Consider the following 13,862-nt stretch of genomic DNA (forward strand, 5'->3'; position numbering starts at 1 on the left):
TAGACGGAGATTTCGCCACATGCGCGGAATGCACGCGCCGACGGCTCGCGGCTGCGGGCGCGTCAGCGAGGCGCGTCGAACGTCCAGTTGTCGGGGTCTGTGGCGCTGGCGACGTCCCAGTCGTCCTGCGCCCAGATGAACGTCGCGACGGCGCACGTCGGCATGTGGTCGATGTCGCCGTCCGACAGGCTCGCCGCGAGGGCGCTCATTCCGGGATCGTGCGCGACCACCATGACCGTCGGTGCGCGCGTGGCCGCGGCCGCGGCGATCAGGGTGCGCGCCGGGGCGCCGTACAGCTCGGGGTCGAGCGAGACGGCCACCCCGAGCTCGGCGGCGAAGGCTTCGGCGGTCGTCCGCGCACGCACGGCGGTGCTCGAGAGGATGACGTCCGGGCGGAGTCCGGTCGCCGCGAGCCGCGCGGCCATGCGCGGCGCATCGCGCATGCCCCGGTCGTTCAGCGGGCGGTCGTGGTCGTCGAGGCCGGGATTGCCCCATTCGGACTTGGCGTGCCGCACCAGTGCGAGACGGATCATGACGTCACCTTTCCTGAGGCCTTGGCGGCGAGAAGCTCGAGTACGCAGAGCGCCGCGAGGCGCACCGTGCGCCCGTCGGGGGCATCCGCCGTGGCATCGACCTCGGCGATGTCGGCGCTGTGCAGGCGGGAGTCGGCGGCGAGCGCGCGCACGAGCGCCCGCAGCTCCCAGGCGGCGAGTCCGCCCGGGACGGAAGCCGGGCACCCGGGCGCCACGGACCGGTCGCACACGTCCACATCGATGTCGAGGTGCACCGGGCCGCCGCCGGCGCCGGCGATCTCGAGCGCCTCGGCGGCGACGTCGGCGGCGCCGCGGCGGCGCAGGTCGTCCATCGTCACGACGGTGATGCCGTAGTCCGCCGCGCGCTCGGCGTAGGCGACGGAGTTGGCGAAATCGGCGATGCCGAGCTGGACGATCCGCCGCCCGTCGAGGCCGTCCTCGACCAGCCGCCGCACCGGAGAGCCGTTCGATACGCCGTCGCGCAGATCGAAGTGCGCGTCGATGGTGATGAGCCCCGTCGCCCGGGCACCCTGCGCCACCGCGTAGGTCAGCGAGTTGTCGCCGCCGAGCGCGACGACGAGATCCGCGCGCTCGCGCAGCTCCGACACCCTGGAGCGGACGGATGCCTCGCCCTCCGGTCCGTCAGGCTCGGCCACGTCGCCCGCATCCGCGATGCGCAGCACGTCGTTCAGGTCGACCGGCGCGGGGCCCAGGAGCGTCGGGCTGTAGCGTCGCAGCGCCTCGCGGATCGCCGCGGGCGTCGCGTGCGCACCGGTGGGGGACAGGGAGGTGCGGAATGCGGGAACGCCGAGGATCGCGGCATCCCAGCTCCCGTCTTCGAGAGGGGGCCACGCACCTGCGCGTGGCCACGAGGGATCGTGGGAAAGCGTCACGTGACGACGCTACCGGGCGCTCACGCCGCGACGTAGACCCACGCGGAGCGACCGCTCGCGAGCACCACGGCGCAGCGTCGATACAGCGCCACTTCGTACTCGTCGGCCGCGTCGAGCTCGTCCTCGGTCACGAGGAGCGCCTTGCCCACGACCTTGTCGAGGGGGTTCCCCGTCTCGCGCACGATCGGGTGCACGGTCAGACCCGACAGGTCGACGACGCGTGTGTCTTCGATCTCGGCGTAGTCGACCGTGTACCCGGGCAGCGCGTCGGGCTCGCTCTCGACCAGGCGGCCGAACGTGTCGAGTTGCACGTCGGCGTTCTGCAGCGTGCCGTAGCTGAAGAGGTAGTGGGTGGGCTCGTCCGCGGACACGGCATCAGGGTAACCCTCGGCGGCCTCGATCGACCCGGACTTCACGCACTCTTAACACGGCTCGCCGCGGCGCGTCACCCGAGCAGGGCGTGGGCGATCGAGAAGATCGCGAGTCCTGCGAGCGCGCCGACGATCGTGCCGTTGAGGCGGATGTACTGCAGATCGCGCCCGACCATGAGCTCGATCTTCTCCGTCGTCTCGACGGGGTCCCACCGCTCGACCGTGTCGGTGATGATCGACGCGATGTCGTGGCGGTAGCGGTCGACGAGGAAGACGGCGGCGTCCGTCACCCAGGTGTCCACGCGGCGCTGGAGCGCAGCATCCGTCGTCAATCGCTCGCCGATCTCGACCAGCGCCTCCACGCCCCGTCGCCGCAGTCCGCTGTCGGGGTCGGCGAGCGAGCGCAGCAGACCGGCCTTGGCCGTCGCCCAGGCTTCGCCCGCCAGCTCGCGCACGCGGGGGCTGTCGAACACGGCGAGCTTCGCGTCTTCGAAGCGTCCGATCGTCGCAGGGTCGTGCTGCAGGTTGCCGGCGAGACGCGCGAGGTAGCCGTCGATCGCGACGCGGGCCGGATGCCGCGGGTCGGCCTGCACGGCGGCGACGAACTTGACCGCCTCGTTGTAGACCGTGTCGTCGACGAAGCGGTGGGCGACCGACGGCACCCACGACGGCAGCCGGCGTGAGATGACGCCGGTGAAGGCGACTTTGTTGGCGGCGAGCCACGCTGCGATGGTGTCGGCGGCGAGGTCGACGGCGCCGTGGTGCGCGCCGGCGTCGATGATGCGCTCGAGCCATTCGCCCAGCGGCGGACCCCACTCCGGTGCGATGAGGTGCTCGCGGGCGAGCTCCTCGATCACGTCGCGGACGTCGTCGTCGCTGAGCGCCCGCAGCACACTTCCCGCCATCACGGATGCCTCGGCGGCGACCCGCTCCGCATGCACCGGCGCGCTCAGCCATTCGCCGAGCCGGGCGGCGATCGCGGTCTGGTCGAGCTTCGTGCGCACGACGTCGGCGCGCAGGAACTCGGTCTCGACGAACTCGCCGAGGTTGCGCCCGATCTCGTCCTTGCGGCTCGGGATGATCGCGGTGTGCGGGATCGGGATCCCCAGCGGATGGCGGAACAGCGCGGTGACCGCGAACCAGTCGGCGAGCGCACCGACCATGCCTCCCTCGGCTGCCGCCCGCAGGTAGGCGAGCGCAGGGATCTCCTGCTGGAACGCGAACGAGAAGGCGAACAGCATCGCCATGAAGATCAGCGCGCCGAGGGCGACGCCCTTCATCGTGCGGAGCCCTCGGCGGCGCTCCTGGTCGGCGGGGCTGAGGAGGCGTGTCGGCGTGGACATGTCTCAGTCCTCGATCGGCCCGAGCCAGGCGGTCGCGACCGTCGAGTGCGCCGATTCCGGGTCGGACGGGTGGAACAGGCCGGCCAGCACGTCACGGTAGAGGCGGCTCAGCTCGCTGGACGAGAAGTACGAGGATCCGCCGGCGACGAGCACGGCCTCGTCGACGATCTGCTTCGCAGCCGTCACAGCCCGGTGCTTGAGTCCTGCGAGCAGCGAGAACCACCTCGCGCCGTGGTCGGCGAGGTCGTCGACGTCGCGGGCGAGCGTGTCGATCTGCGGCGGAAGGGCATCGTAGGCGAGCGCCATGCCGGCGATGCGCCAGCGGATGTCGGGATCCTGGCTGTATGCCTTGCCGGTGCGCTTCGACGTTCGCCTGCCGGCGGCCGCGACCGCGAGGTCGAGCGCTCGCCGGGCGATGCCGGTGTACACGGACGCCAAGAGGATCTCGAACACGCTGAAGATGCCGAACACCAGCGGGTCGGGGTTGGGGCCCGGGGCGAGTCGCCGCACGATCCGGTCGGCGGGCGCCACGGCGCCCTGAAGCTCCGTCGTGCGCGATTGCGTGCCCCGCATGCCGAGGGTGTCCCAGTCGTCGCGGACGACGACGCGGCCCGCCTGCACCTCCGAGCGCGGCACGAACGCGTAGACCATCCGCGGGGCGTCCTCTGACGAGGTGTCGAGCCCGTGCAGGCCGAGCTGCGTCCACACCGGCGCGAGCGACGTGAAGATCTTGGTGCCGGCGAACGAGTACCCGCCGTCGGGGAGGGGTGCAGCATCCGTTCCGCTCCCGAACAGCACGAGGTCGTTACCGGCCTCGCTGATCCCGAACGCGAAGACCTCGCCGGCGACCGCGCCCTCCTGTACGAACCGCAGCGCGTCGATCCCGCGGTCGGCGAGCACCTTCGCGACGCCCGTCCACACCAGGTGCATGTTGATCGCGAGGGCCGTCGCAGGGGCCGCGCCCGCGAGCCTCTGCTGGAGGACGGATGCCTCGGCCAGCCCCAGACCGGATCCGCCGAGCTCTTCCGGCACGAGGATCGCGAGGTACCCGGCAGCTTTCAGGTCGGCGAGGTCGTCGTCGGGGAAGGTGTTCTCCCGGTCGTGCACGGCCGCCCGCGCGCGGAAGCGCTCCAGCAATTCGTCGTTCAGGATCTCGCTCGGTTCGAAGGACGCCACCCCGCCATTCTCACCCCGGCCCGACCGAACGGCGCGGCATCGTCAGGCGAGTGCGGCGAACAGCGCCTCGATCGTCGCCTCCGGCTCATCGCGGTGCGGGGAGTGGCCGGCATCGGCGACGACCGACACCGTGAAGTTCGGGTTGGGCGCCACCGCAGCCTCCGCCGGCTTGCCGCGGAAGATGGAGTACACGCCCGGATCGGACGCGATCACGTGGGTCGGCACCGCGATGCGCAGCGCAGCATCCGTGACGTCCCATTCCGGGTTCTGAGCGCTCGTCTGCTCGACCGCCCATCGGCTCGCCTGCTGCGCCGACAGCGCCTTCAGCTCGATGTCCTGCGGGTGCCAGTGCGGGTGCTCCGCGCGCACGGCCGCCTGCGAAGGGTCCTCGAACGAGCGGGTCTGGCTGTCGCGCACGATGTCGCGGTCATGGTCGGTGAGCAGGAGCGCGGGGTCGACGAGGACGAGACGGCGCGTCCACGAGGAGTCGGCCGCGGCGGCGAGGACGGATGCTGCGCCCCCGAGCGAGTGGCCGATCACGAGGTCCCACGGGCCGGCGCCGACCGGACGGGTCGCCGCGACGTCCGCGGCATAGGCCGCCAGCGTGTAGTCGAGCGTACGCGGGGCCGTGCCGTGCCCGCGGAGGTCGACAGCATCCGTCCGCCATCCGGCATCCGCGAGGGCCGAGCCGTAGCGCCACATCAGCGCACCGTTGGACCCGAGGCCGTGGATGAGGAGGGCACGACGATCGGCCGAGGCCGAACCCCACGACAGGCGGGGGAGGGTGACGGCAGTGGGCATACGCTCAAGCCTAGGAGAGCCGCCCGGTGCGCCCAGGCGCACCGGCAGGATGGGAGCGGAGGTTGGCATGATCTCGACGGAACTGGCGCTCGCGCTGCGGGAGGCGGGGCTGGTGTGGCACCCGCACTCGGGCGACCGCTTCCAGCTGGACGAGCCGGAGTTCGAGGCCGACATCTTCACCGTCAGCGAGATGACCATCGAGCCGCGCGAGTACCCGACCGGGCGCATCCTGGCCTTCAACGGCACGACCGAGTGGGCGCTGGATTCCGTCGCCCTCGAGGACGCGCTGTGGCTGCCGTACGAGCACCAGCTGCGCGAGATGCTGCGCGGTGCCTTCCGGTCGCTGCGGCGGCTGCCCGACAACCACGAGGTCGAGATCGTGCTCGGCGGCGAGCGGCGGGTGTTCGAGCACCCCGAGCCCGCCGACGCCTACGCGCTCGCCCTGCTGGAGATGCTCCGGCGTCTGGCGTGACGGCGGGAAGCCGGTGCTCCGACCTCCGCAACCGCCTCCCCGCTCAGCCGATCGTCGTGACCGGCTCGGTGTCGGGGATCGGGCTCGCACCGCGCACGCGCAGGTCGGGAAGACCCCGCGCGAAGACGATCGCGACGAGGAGCCCGAGTGCGCAGAACACGGCGGCGGAGGTGTACGCGGCCGTCACGCCGCCCGGGCCGTCGATGAGGATGCCGGCGACGGCCGAGCCCGCTGCGGCGCCGATGAGCTGACCCGTGCCGACCCATCCGAACGCCTCGGCCGTGTCGCTGAACTTGACGCTCGCGGTGGTCACGGCCGACAGCACGGCCAGTGCCGGCGCGATGCCGATGCCGGCGACGAACAGCGTGGCGCCGATCCACCACACGTTGACCCACAGCGCGGTGAGCGCGAGCCCGACGGCCACGACCGTCAGGCGGCGCGCCATGGCCCAGCGGCCCATCGGCAGGTGCCCGAAGGTGAGCCCGCCGGCGAGGCTGCCGATCGAGAAGACGGCGAGCACGAGGCCCGCTTCGAGTCCGCCGTGGTCGAAGGTCGCCACGACGCTCGCCTCGACGGCCGCGAACGAGCCGATGAGGAGGAAGCCGATCACGGTCGCGAGGAGGATCGGCGGGCGGGTGAGCACGGTGCCGAAGGAGCGCTTGCTGCGCGGGATGCGCACGCGCCCGACCTCGGGGGAGAGGATGAACCAGGCGCCACCGGCCACCAGGATCACCACGACCAGCATGAGACCGACGACGGTGCCGGCCTGCGTCGCCACGAAGGTGATGAGCACCGGCGCGAGGATCCAGATGAACTCCTGCAGCGAGGCATCCAGGGAGTAGAGCGCCGTCAGCTGTGTGGAGTTGACCATCTTGGCGTAGATCGTGCGCACCGCCGCGACGATCGGCGGGGTCGCGGCGCCCGCGATGAACCCGAGGACGATGTAGACCGGCACCGGGACGACGAGGAGTGCGATCGCGGTGAGGGATGCCGCGGCCACGACGGTCGTGAGGGTCAGCACGCGGCGCATGCCCCAGCGGCCCATCCAGCGGCTCGTGACCGGACCGGCGAGCGCCTGGCCGATCGACACCGCCGCGAGCACGATGCCGGCGGCGCCGTACGAGCCGGTGATCCCCTCGATGTGCAGGAGGATCACGAGGCTGATCATCCCGTTGGGGAAGCGCGCGGTGAGCTGCGCCGCGATGATGCGGGCCACCCCGGGGGTGCGCAGAAGTTCCCGGTAGCCGGCCACCCGACAACGTTACGGCACGCCCTGCGTCGTCCTCGCACGGCCCCGCCGACGGCCTCGACGCACACCCGTTCGCGACACGCCCGCGACACGCCGGGAGCGTTGTCCACAGGCGAATCCGATGTCGGAGGGGCTGGCTAGCCTGCAACCTGTGGACGGACGCGGCCGTGGCGTTCGAAAGCCCCGTGATCCTGGCCTTTTCCAGACCCTGGCGGCTGTGGATGAATCCGTGGACAACCTGTGTTGTACATGGGGAGAACGGTGGAAAATCACACCGATGTAACTACTAGCCCTTGTGGTGCTATCGAATGTCGGTACCCATATGTAGTATTGGACTCCCGGTGGGGGGACTACCGGGAAAGAGCACCGGATGCCACCGGGGGAAGCACTGAGGAGACGGAATCGACATGGCGATCACGGTTTACACGAAGCCCGCGTGCGTGCAGTGCACGGCGACGTATCGAGCACTCGACTCCAAGGGGATCGAGTACGAAATCCACGACCTCTCGGAGGACCCCACGGCCCTCGAGCAGGTCAAGGCGCTGGGCTACCTCCAGGCGCCGGTCGTCATCACCGATGAGGACCACTGGTCGGGCTTCCGTCCCGACAAGATCGACGAGCTCGCCTCACGTCTGGCCTGACATGTCGGCGGTCGTGACGCAGCGCGTCGCGACGGACGCGCCACTGCTGGTCTACTTCTCGAGCGTGTCGGGCAACACCGCACGCTTCATCGAGAAACTCGGCGCTCGAGCGGTCCGGATCCCGCTTCACTCCACGGATCCGGCGCTCGTGGTCGCCGAGCCGTACGTCCTCGTGACACCCACCTATGGCGGAGGCCAGGGCAGGGGAGTCGAGAAGGGCGCTGTTCCGAAGCAGGTCATCCGCTTCCTCAACGACGAGCGCAATCGGAGCCTCATCCGCGGAGTCATCTCCGCGGGGAACACCAACTTCGGCGAGCATTTCTGCGTCGCCGGCGACATCATCAGCCGCAAGTGTCACGTGCCGCACTTGTACCGGCTAGAGGTATTCGGCACGCCTGAAGATGTGGAACGCGTGAGCGCGGGATTGGAACGCTGGTGGGAACTCTGACGGAGACCGACTTCAAGACGCAGGCACGCTTCGAGGGCATGGACTACCACGCCCTCAACGCGATGCTCAACCTGTACGACGCGGACGGCAAGATCCAGTTCGACGCCGACAAGCGCGCTGCGCGGGAGTACTTCCTGCAGCACGTGAACCAGAACACGGTGTTCTTCCACTCTCTCAAGGAGCGTCTCGACTACCTCGTCGAGAAGGAGTACTACGAGCCCGCCGTGCTCGAGCGGTACTCGTTCGCGTTCATCCAGCAGCTCAACGACTTCGCGTACGGCAAGAAGTTCCGCTTCGAGACATTCCTGGGCGCGTTCAAGTACTACACGAGCTACACGCTCAAGACCTTCGACGGCAAGCGCTACCTCGAGCGCTTCGAGGACCGCGTCGTCATGACCGCGCTCGCCCTCGCCGACGGCGACGAGCTGCTGGCCACCAACCTCGTCGACGAGATCCTCTCGGGGCGCTTCCAGCCTGCGACGCCGACGTTCCTCAACGCCGGCAAGGCGCAGCGCGGCGAGCTCGTCTCGTGCTTCCTGCTGCGCATCGAAGACAACATGGAGTCGATCTCGCGCGGCATCAACTCGTCGCTGCAGCTGTCCAAGCGCGGCGGCGGCGTGGCGCTGCTGCTGTCGAACATCCGCGAGGCGGGTGCGCCGATCAAGCAGATCGAGAACCAGTCCAGCGGCATCATCCCCGTGATGAAGCTCCTCGAAGACTCCTTCTCGTACGCCAACCAGCTCGGCGCGCGTCAGGGTGCGGGTGCGGTGTACCTCAACGCCCACCACCCCGACATCATGAAGTTCCTCGACACCAAGCGCGAGAACGCCGACGAGAAGATCCGCATCAAGACGCTGTCGCTGGGCGTCGTCGTCCCCGACATCACGTTCGAGCTCGCGAAGAACGGCGAGGACATGTACCTGTTCTCCCCGTACGACGTCGAGCGCGTCTATGGCGTGCCGTTCGGCGACATCTCGGTCAGCGAGAAGTACCGCGAGATGGTCGACGACCCGCGCATCAAGAAGACGAAGATCAACGCGCGCGAGTTCTTCCAGACCCTCGCCGAGATCCAGTTCGAGTCGGGCTACCCGTACATCATGTTCGAGGACACGGTGAACAAGGCCAACCCGATCAAGGGCCGGATCAACATGTCCAACCTGTGCTCCGAGATCCTGCAGGTGAACACGCCCACCACGTACAACGAGGACCTGTCCTACGCCCAGATCGGCAAGGACATCTCGTGCAACCTGGGCTCGCTCAACATCGCCCTGGCGATGGACGGCGGCGACCTCGCGAAGACGGTGGACACCAGCATCCGTGCGCTCACGGCGGTCAGCCAGCAGAGCCACATCGCCTCGGTCCGCTCGATCGAGGACGGCAACGACCGCTCGCACGCGATCGGTCTCGGCCAGATGAACCTCCACGGCTACCTCGCCCGCGAGCACGTCTACTACGGGTCGGAAGAGGGTGTCGACTTCACGAACATCTACTTCTACTCGGTGCTGTTCCACGCGCTGACCGCGTCGAACAAGATCGCGATCGAGCGCGGCGAGACCTTCGACGGGTTCGAGGACTCGACGTACGCATCGGGCGAGTTCTTCGACAAGTACATCGAGCAGGAGTGGGTGCCCGCGACGACCAAGGTCGCCGAGATGTTCGCCGGTCACCACATCCCCACGCAGGACGACTGGCGCGCGCTCAAGGCCTCGATCCAGCAGCACGGCATCTACAACCAGAACCTGCAGGCGGTGCCGCCGACCGGCTCGATCTCGTACATCAACAACTCGACGTCGTCGATCCACCCGATAGCGGCGAAGATCGAGATCCGCAAGGAAGGCAAGCTCGGCCGCGTCTACTACCCGGCGGCGTTCATGACGAACGACAACCTGGAGTACTACCAGGACGCGTACGAGATCGGCTACGAGAAGGTCATCGACACGTACGCCGCCGCCACCCAGCACGTCGACCAGGGTCTGTCGCTCACGCTGTTCTTCAAGGACACCGCGACCACGCGCGACATCAACAAGGCCCAGATCTACGCCTGGCGCAAGGGCATCAAGACGATCTACTACATCCGCCTCCGCCAGATGGCGCTGGAGGGGACCGACATGAGCGAGTGCGTCAGCTGCACGCTCTGACGGTCTGATCAGGATTCCGAGAGAAGAAGGACGATGAGCGAGAAGCTCCAGCTCCTGGACCACGTCCAGGCCATCAACTGGAACCGCATCCAGGACGACAAGGACCTCGAGGTGTGGAACCGCCTCGTGAACAACTTCTGGCTGCCCGAGAAGGTGCCGCTGTCGAACGACATCCAGTCGTGGAACACGTTGACGCCCGAGGAGCAGACCCTCACGATGCGCGTGTTCACGGGGCTCACGCTCCTCGACACGATCCAGGGCACGGTGGGCGCGGTGTCGCTCATCCCCGACGCCATCACTCCGCACGAGGAGGCCGTCTACACGAACATCGCGTTCATGGAGTCGGTGCACGCGAAGTCGTACTCGTCGATCTTCTCGACGCTGTGCTCCACGAAGGAGATCGACGAGGCGTTCCGCTGGTCGGTCGAGAACGAGAACCTTCAGAAGAAGGCTCAGATCGTCATGGAGTACTACCGCGGCGACGAGCCCCTCAAGCGCAAGGTCGCCTCGACCCTGCTCGAGTCGTTCCTCTTCTACTCGGGGTTCTACCTCCCGATGCACTGGTCGAGCCGCGCCAAGCTCACCAACACGGCCGACCTCATCCGCCTCATCATCCGTGACGAGGCCGTGCACGGGTACTACATCGGCTACAAGTTCCAGCGCGGACTCGAGACGGTCGACCAGGCCAAGCGCGACGAGATCAAGGACTACACGTTCTCGCTGCTCTACGAGCTCTACGACAACGAGGTGCAGTACACGCAGGACCTCTACGACGGTGTCGGCCTCACCGAGGACGTCAAGAAGTTCCTGCACTACAACGCCAACAAGGCCCTCATGAACCTGGGCTACGAGGCGATGTTCCCCTCGACGGTCACGAACGTGAACCCGGCCATCCTGTCGGCGCTGTCGCCGAATGCCGACGAGAACCACGACTTCTTCTCGGGGTCCGGCTCGTCGTACGTCATCGGCAAGGCCGAGGCGACCGAGGATGAGGACTGGGACTTCTGAGACCCGAACCATCGAAAGCCCGCGGTTTCCGCGGGCTTTCGTGTTTTTCAGCCCGCCCGATCCTCGTGCAGCGATCTGATCTGTGACGCCGGCATCCCGCGGAACGCTGATCGCCGTGCGGTTGTCACAACTGCGCGCTCTGCCCGGTCTTTGTGTTCAAGCCGGTGAATGCCGGCGGATCCGACGAACCGATCACCACACACAGATGGGCCTGCGACATAACCGAACACATCCTGCAACCGGAGGCACGCGCGTTCGCAGAGGCGGCGGCAGCTCCGCCCACCCTCGTCGAACGCGGCGTCGACGGGGCGCGAAAGCTGCTCGACGACGTGCAGTCGGGGCCGGTCGACCTTCCCGATGTCGAGGACGAGTGGATCACCGTGCCGGCTGCTGTCGGCGACGTCAGGGTCCGGATCGTCAAGCCGGCCGGCACGACGGGGTTGCTTCCCGTGGTGCTCTACGTCCACGGCGGCGGCTGGGTTCTGGGCAACGCGGGCACCCACGACCGCCTGGTGCGCGACCTCGCCACGGGCGCCCGCGCTGCGATCGTGTTCGTCGAGTACACGCGTTCGCCTGAGGCGCAGCATCCCGTCGCCATCGAACAGGCGTACGCGACCGCCCGGTGGATCATGGACAACGGTAGGCAGAAGGGACTGGATGCTGCGCGCCTGGCCGTCGCCGGAGATTCTGTCGGCGGCAACATGGCGGCGGTGCTCGCGATCCTCGCGAAGAAGCGCGGCGATGTCAGATTCATCCACCAGTCGCTGTATTACCCGGTTACGGACGCGCGGCAGGACACCGCCAGCTATCGCGAGTTCGCGGAGGGCTTCCACCTGCGTGCCGACGCGATGGCGTGGTTCTGGGACAACTACCTCCCCGACGTGCACAAGCGCAGCGACGTGACCGCGTCACCGCTTCAGGCGCCCGTCGACGAGCTCAAGGGGCTGCCCGAGACCCTGCTGATCGTCGACGAGAACGACGTGCTGCGCGACGAGGGCGAAGCCTACGGTCGCAAGCTCATCGAAGCGGGTGTGTCGACGACGCTCGTGCGCTACGACGCCACCATCCACGACTTCATGATGCTCAACCCGCTGCGCCCGTCGGCCGCGACGACCGCCGCGATCGACCAGGCGATCCACACGCTCCGCAAGGCGTTCGCCCGCGACTGACCCCACCGGAACCGACCCACCCTCCCGAGGAGTCCCTCATGATCGATGCGAACGTGCGGATCCGCCATGTCCCCGCCGGCGTCCTCGACGTCGCTTACTACGACCTCGGGCCTGCAGGCGGCGAACCCGTCGTGCTGCTGCATGGATTCCCGTACGACGTCCACAGCTATGCCGAAGTGGCTCCGCTCCTCGTCGAGGCGGGCTTCCGCGTTCTCGTGCCCTACCTTCGCGGACACGGTCCGACGCGCTTCCTGAGCGCGGACACGCCCCGAAGCGGACAGCAGGGGGCGCTCGGAGCCGACCTGCTCGCCTTCCTCGACGCGCTCGGACTCCACGAGCCGATCCTCGCGGGGTACGACTGGGGTGGACGTGCCGCCGGGGTGGTGGCCGCCCTGCACCCCGATCGGATCGGCGGGCTCGTCTCGGCAGGCGGCTATCTCATTCAGGACATCGCCTCCGCGAACACCCCCATCGATCCGGACCGCGAAGCCGGCTTCTGGTACTTCTGGTACTTCGCGACCGCCCGCGGCCGGGCGGGTCTGGAGCGCAACCGGCGCGAGATCGCCCGCGTGATCTGGCGACGCAACTCGCCCGAGTGGGACTTCAGCGAAGGGGAGCTGGTACGTGCTGCTCGTGCGTTCGACAACCCCGACTACGTCGACGTCGTGATCCACTCCTACCGGCATCGACTCGGCCTCGCCGAGGGCGCCGACGCCTACGCGGACGTCGAGGCGCAGCTCGCCGCGCTTCCGCCGATCAGCGTGCCGACGATCACCCTCGACGGGACAGCGGACGGCAACTTCCCGGCATCCGACGGCAGCCACGACGCCCAACTCTTCGCAGGTTGGCGCGAGCACCGCAAGGTTCCCCACGCCGGTCATCACCTGCCCGCCGAGGCGCCGCGGGCGTTCGCCGATGCGATCCTCGCCGTCGCCGAGACCCCCGGTGACGGCGCGGGAACGCCCTGACCGCAACCGCAGGACACCGGTCCGCGTCAGCCTCGCAGTGGAGCGGTCGACGAGCGGATGACCAGCGTCGTCGACAGCTCGGTGCGCGCCGCGGGGTGCGGGTGTCGGCCGGCGCGCACGCGGACGATCACGTCGACGGCGGCGCTGCCCATCTGCGCGAGCGGCTGGCGGATGGTGGTCAGGGGCGGGTCGATCCAGGATGAGTGCGGGAGATCGTCGGAGCCGATCACCGACATGTCATCAGGGATGGCGGACGGCTGCGACGTGCGCGGGTACCTGCACTGGTCACTGCTCGACAACTACGAGTGGGGCTCGTTCCGGCCCACGTTCGGGCTCATCGCCGTCGATCACGAGACGTTCGCCCGCACGCCGAAGCCGAGTCTCGGCTGGCTGGGCGGCCTCGCGCAGCGCAACGAGATCCCCGCGACGCCCCGGGTGCAGCTGTCCGTCTGAGCGGCGGTTCCCACTGGACCGGGAGGACGGATGCCGCGGGCCGCGGCATCCGTCCTCCCGTTGCCGTCGAAATAGGCCCGGATCAGCCATTCACTCACGGCGCGGCGTGGCGCCGGTGAACCCGTTCCAGAAAGCCGCCCGAAACTCGCGTAATAGATTCCCTAGGGCGTTGTCTCTTCAGTGGGGGATAGCGCCGGAG

At 68.5% G+C, this 13,862-nt stretch carries 15 protein-coding genes and 1 pseudogene; 8 read left to right on the plus strand and 8 right to left on the minus strand.

Annotated elements, in window-relative coordinates; genetic code table 11:
- Window positions 1-62: 62 nt before the first annotated feature.
- The 6 genes from Q9R33_RS05920 to Q9R33_RS05945 all read right to left on the minus strand — a co-directional run bounded on the left by Q9R33_RS05920 (window position 63) and on the right by Q9R33_RS05945 (window position 5,117).
- Window positions 63-533, minus strand: coding sequence for a histidine phosphatase family protein (locus Q9R33_RS05920; protein ID WP_310245762.1), 471 nt, complete (start codon window positions 531-533; stop codon window positions 63-65).
- The gene (locus Q9R33_RS05925) at window positions 530-1,426 is read right to left on the minus strand and encodes an agmatinase family protein (RefSeq protein ID WP_311293142.1); all 897 of its coding nucleotides are present in this window, start codon (window positions 1,424-1,426) and stop codon (window positions 530-532) included. The genes Q9R33_RS05920 and Q9R33_RS05925 overlap by 4 nt, the downstream gene beginning before the upstream one ends.
- Window positions 1,427-1,446: 20 nt before the next feature.
- Complete coding sequence (locus tag Q9R33_RS05930) at window positions 1,447-1,797, minus strand: gamma-glutamylcyclotransferase family protein (RefSeq protein WP_056369990.1); 351 nt, start codon at window positions 1,795-1,797, stop codon at window positions 1,447-1,449.
- A 74-nt stretch (window positions 1,798-1,871) separates the two neighbouring features.
- On the minus strand, window positions 1,872-3,140 hold the full coding sequence (locus tag Q9R33_RS05935; protein ID WP_311293143.1) for a DUF445 domain-containing protein: 1,269 nt from the start codon (window positions 3,138-3,140) through the stop codon (window positions 1,872-1,874).
- A 3-nt stretch (window positions 3,141-3,143) separates the two neighbouring features.
- Window positions 3,144-4,316: an acyl-CoA dehydrogenase family protein gene (locus Q9R33_RS05940; protein WP_311293144.1), complete on the minus strand. Its 1,173-nt coding sequence runs from the start codon at window positions 4,314-4,316 to the stop codon at window positions 3,144-3,146.
- 42 nt (window positions 4,317-4,358) lie between these two features.
- The gene (locus Q9R33_RS05945; protein ID WP_311293145.1) at window positions 4,359-5,117 is read right to left on the minus strand and encodes an alpha/beta hydrolase; all 759 of its coding nucleotides are present in this window, start codon (window positions 5,115-5,117) and stop codon (window positions 4,359-4,361) included.
- A gap of 67 nt (window positions 5,118-5,184) precedes the next feature.
- On the opposite strand from Q9R33_RS05945, the gene Q9R33_RS05950 reads away from it, so the two are divergent.
- Window positions 5,185-5,589 (plus strand): hypothetical protein, encoded by a 405-nt coding sequence (locus tag Q9R33_RS05950; protein ID WP_056369763.1) that lies wholly within the window; start codon window positions 5,185-5,187, stop codon window positions 5,587-5,589.
- Window positions 5,590-5,632: 43 nt separating this feature from the next.
- Here the strand turns inward: Q9R33_RS05950 and Q9R33_RS05955 are convergent, their stop codons facing one another.
- Complete coding sequence (locus Q9R33_RS05955; protein WP_056369765.1) at window positions 5,633-6,841, minus strand: MFS transporter; 1,209 nt, start codon at window positions 6,839-6,841, stop codon at window positions 5,633-5,635.
- Window positions 6,842-7,245: 404 nt separating this feature from the next.
- On the opposite strand from Q9R33_RS05955, the gene nrdH reads away from it, so the two are divergent.
- From nrdH to Q9R33_RS05985, 6 genes are all read left to right on the plus strand, one after another.
- Window positions 7,246-7,479, plus strand: coding sequence for a glutaredoxin-like protein NrdH (gene nrdH, locus Q9R33_RS05960; protein WP_045299982.1), 234 nt, complete (start codon window positions 7,246-7,248; stop codon window positions 7,477-7,479).
- 1 nt (window position 7,480) lies between these two features.
- A complete protein-coding gene (gene nrdI / locus Q9R33_RS05965) occupies window positions 7,481-7,927 on the plus strand; it encodes a class Ib ribonucleoside-diphosphate reductase assembly flavoprotein NrdI (protein WP_311293146.1) in 447 nt (148 codons plus the stop codon).
- Between the two features lie 38 nt (window positions 7,928-7,965).
- Complete coding sequence (nrdE, locus tag Q9R33_RS05970) at window positions 7,966-10,065, plus strand: class 1b ribonucleoside-diphosphate reductase subunit alpha (protein ID WP_056369994.1); 2,100 nt, start codon at window positions 7,966-7,968, stop codon at window positions 10,063-10,065.
- Between the two features lie 33 nt (window positions 10,066-10,098).
- Window positions 10,099-11,073 (plus strand): class 1b ribonucleoside-diphosphate reductase subunit beta, encoded by a 975-nt coding sequence (gene nrdF, locus Q9R33_RS05975; RefSeq protein WP_045299980.1) that lies wholly within the window; start codon window positions 10,099-10,101, stop codon window positions 11,071-11,073.
- Between the two features lie 152 nt (window positions 11,074-11,225).
- Window positions 11,226-12,242, plus strand: a complete 1,017-nt coding sequence (locus Q9R33_RS05980; RefSeq protein WP_311293147.1) for an alpha/beta hydrolase — start codon at window positions 11,226-11,228, stop codon at window positions 12,240-12,242.
- 38 nt (window positions 12,243-12,280) lie between these two features.
- Window positions 12,281-13,210 (plus strand): alpha/beta fold hydrolase, encoded by a 930-nt coding sequence (locus Q9R33_RS05985; RefSeq protein ID WP_056369769.1) that lies wholly within the window; start codon window positions 12,281-12,283, stop codon window positions 13,208-13,210.
- A 26-nt stretch (window positions 13,211-13,236) separates the two neighbouring features.
- Here Q9R33_RS05985 and Q9R33_RS05990 read toward each other — a convergent pair whose 3' ends face one another.
- Entirely contained in the window at window positions 13,237-13,446 is a 210-nt protein-coding gene (locus Q9R33_RS05990; protein ID WP_311293148.1) for a substrate-binding domain-containing protein, read from the minus strand.
- 10 nt (window positions 13,447-13,456) lie between these two features.
- Here Q9R33_RS05990 and Q9R33_RS05995 point away from each other — a divergent pair.
- Window positions 13,457-13,663, plus strand: a pseudogene (locus Q9R33_RS05995) (family 1 glycosylhydrolase); the annotation flags it as partial.
- Window positions 13,664-13,862: the final 199 nt, after the last annotated feature.

Source organism: Microbacterium sp. PRC9, from assembly GCF_031844125.1.
In the GTDB taxonomy this organism is placed as follows: domain Bacteria; phylum Actinomycetota; class Actinomycetes; order Actinomycetales; family Microbacteriaceae; genus Microbacterium.

What these genes read in the sequence shown, in the direction of transcription:
- Q9R33_RS05985 (WP_056369769.1), top strand. Translation starts at nt 12,281, where the DNA reads ATGATCGATGCGAACGTGCGGATCCGCCATGTCCCCGCCGGCGTCCTC.
- nrdI (WP_311293146.1), top strand. Translation starts at nt 7,481, where the DNA reads ATGTCGGCGGTCGTGACGCAGCGCGTCGCGACGGACGCGCCACTGCTG.
- nrdH (WP_045299982.1), top strand. Translation starts at nt 7,246, where the DNA reads ATGGCGATCACGGTTTACACGAAGCCCGCGTGCGTGCAGTGCACGGCG.
- Q9R33_RS05990 (WP_311293148.1), bottom strand. Translation starts at nt 13,446, where the DNA reads ATGTCGGTGATCGGCTCCGACGATCTCCCGCACTCATCCTGGATCGAC.
- Q9R33_RS05920 (WP_310245762.1), bottom strand. Translation starts at nt 533, where the DNA reads ATGATCCGTCTCGCACTGGTGCGGCACGCCAAGTCCGAATGGGGCAAT.
- Q9R33_RS05950 (WP_056369763.1), top strand. Translation starts at nt 5,185, where the DNA reads ATGATCTCGACGGAACTGGCGCTCGCGCTGCGGGAGGCGGGGCTGGTG.
- Q9R33_RS05935 (WP_311293143.1), bottom strand. Translation starts at nt 3,140, where the DNA reads ATGTCCACGCCGACACGCCTCCTCAGCCCCGCCGACCAGGAGCGCCGC.
- nrdF (WP_045299980.1), top strand. Translation starts at nt 10,099, where the DNA reads ATGAGCGAGAAGCTCCAGCTCCTGGACCACGTCCAGGCCATCAACTGG.
- nrdE (WP_056369994.1), top strand. Translation starts at nt 7,966, where the DNA reads ATGGACTACCACGCCCTCAACGCGATGCTCAACCTGTACGACGCGGAC.
- Q9R33_RS05945 (WP_311293145.1), bottom strand. Translation starts at nt 5,117, where the DNA reads ATGCCCACTGCCGTCACCCTCCCCCGCCTGTCGTGGGGTTCGGCCTCG.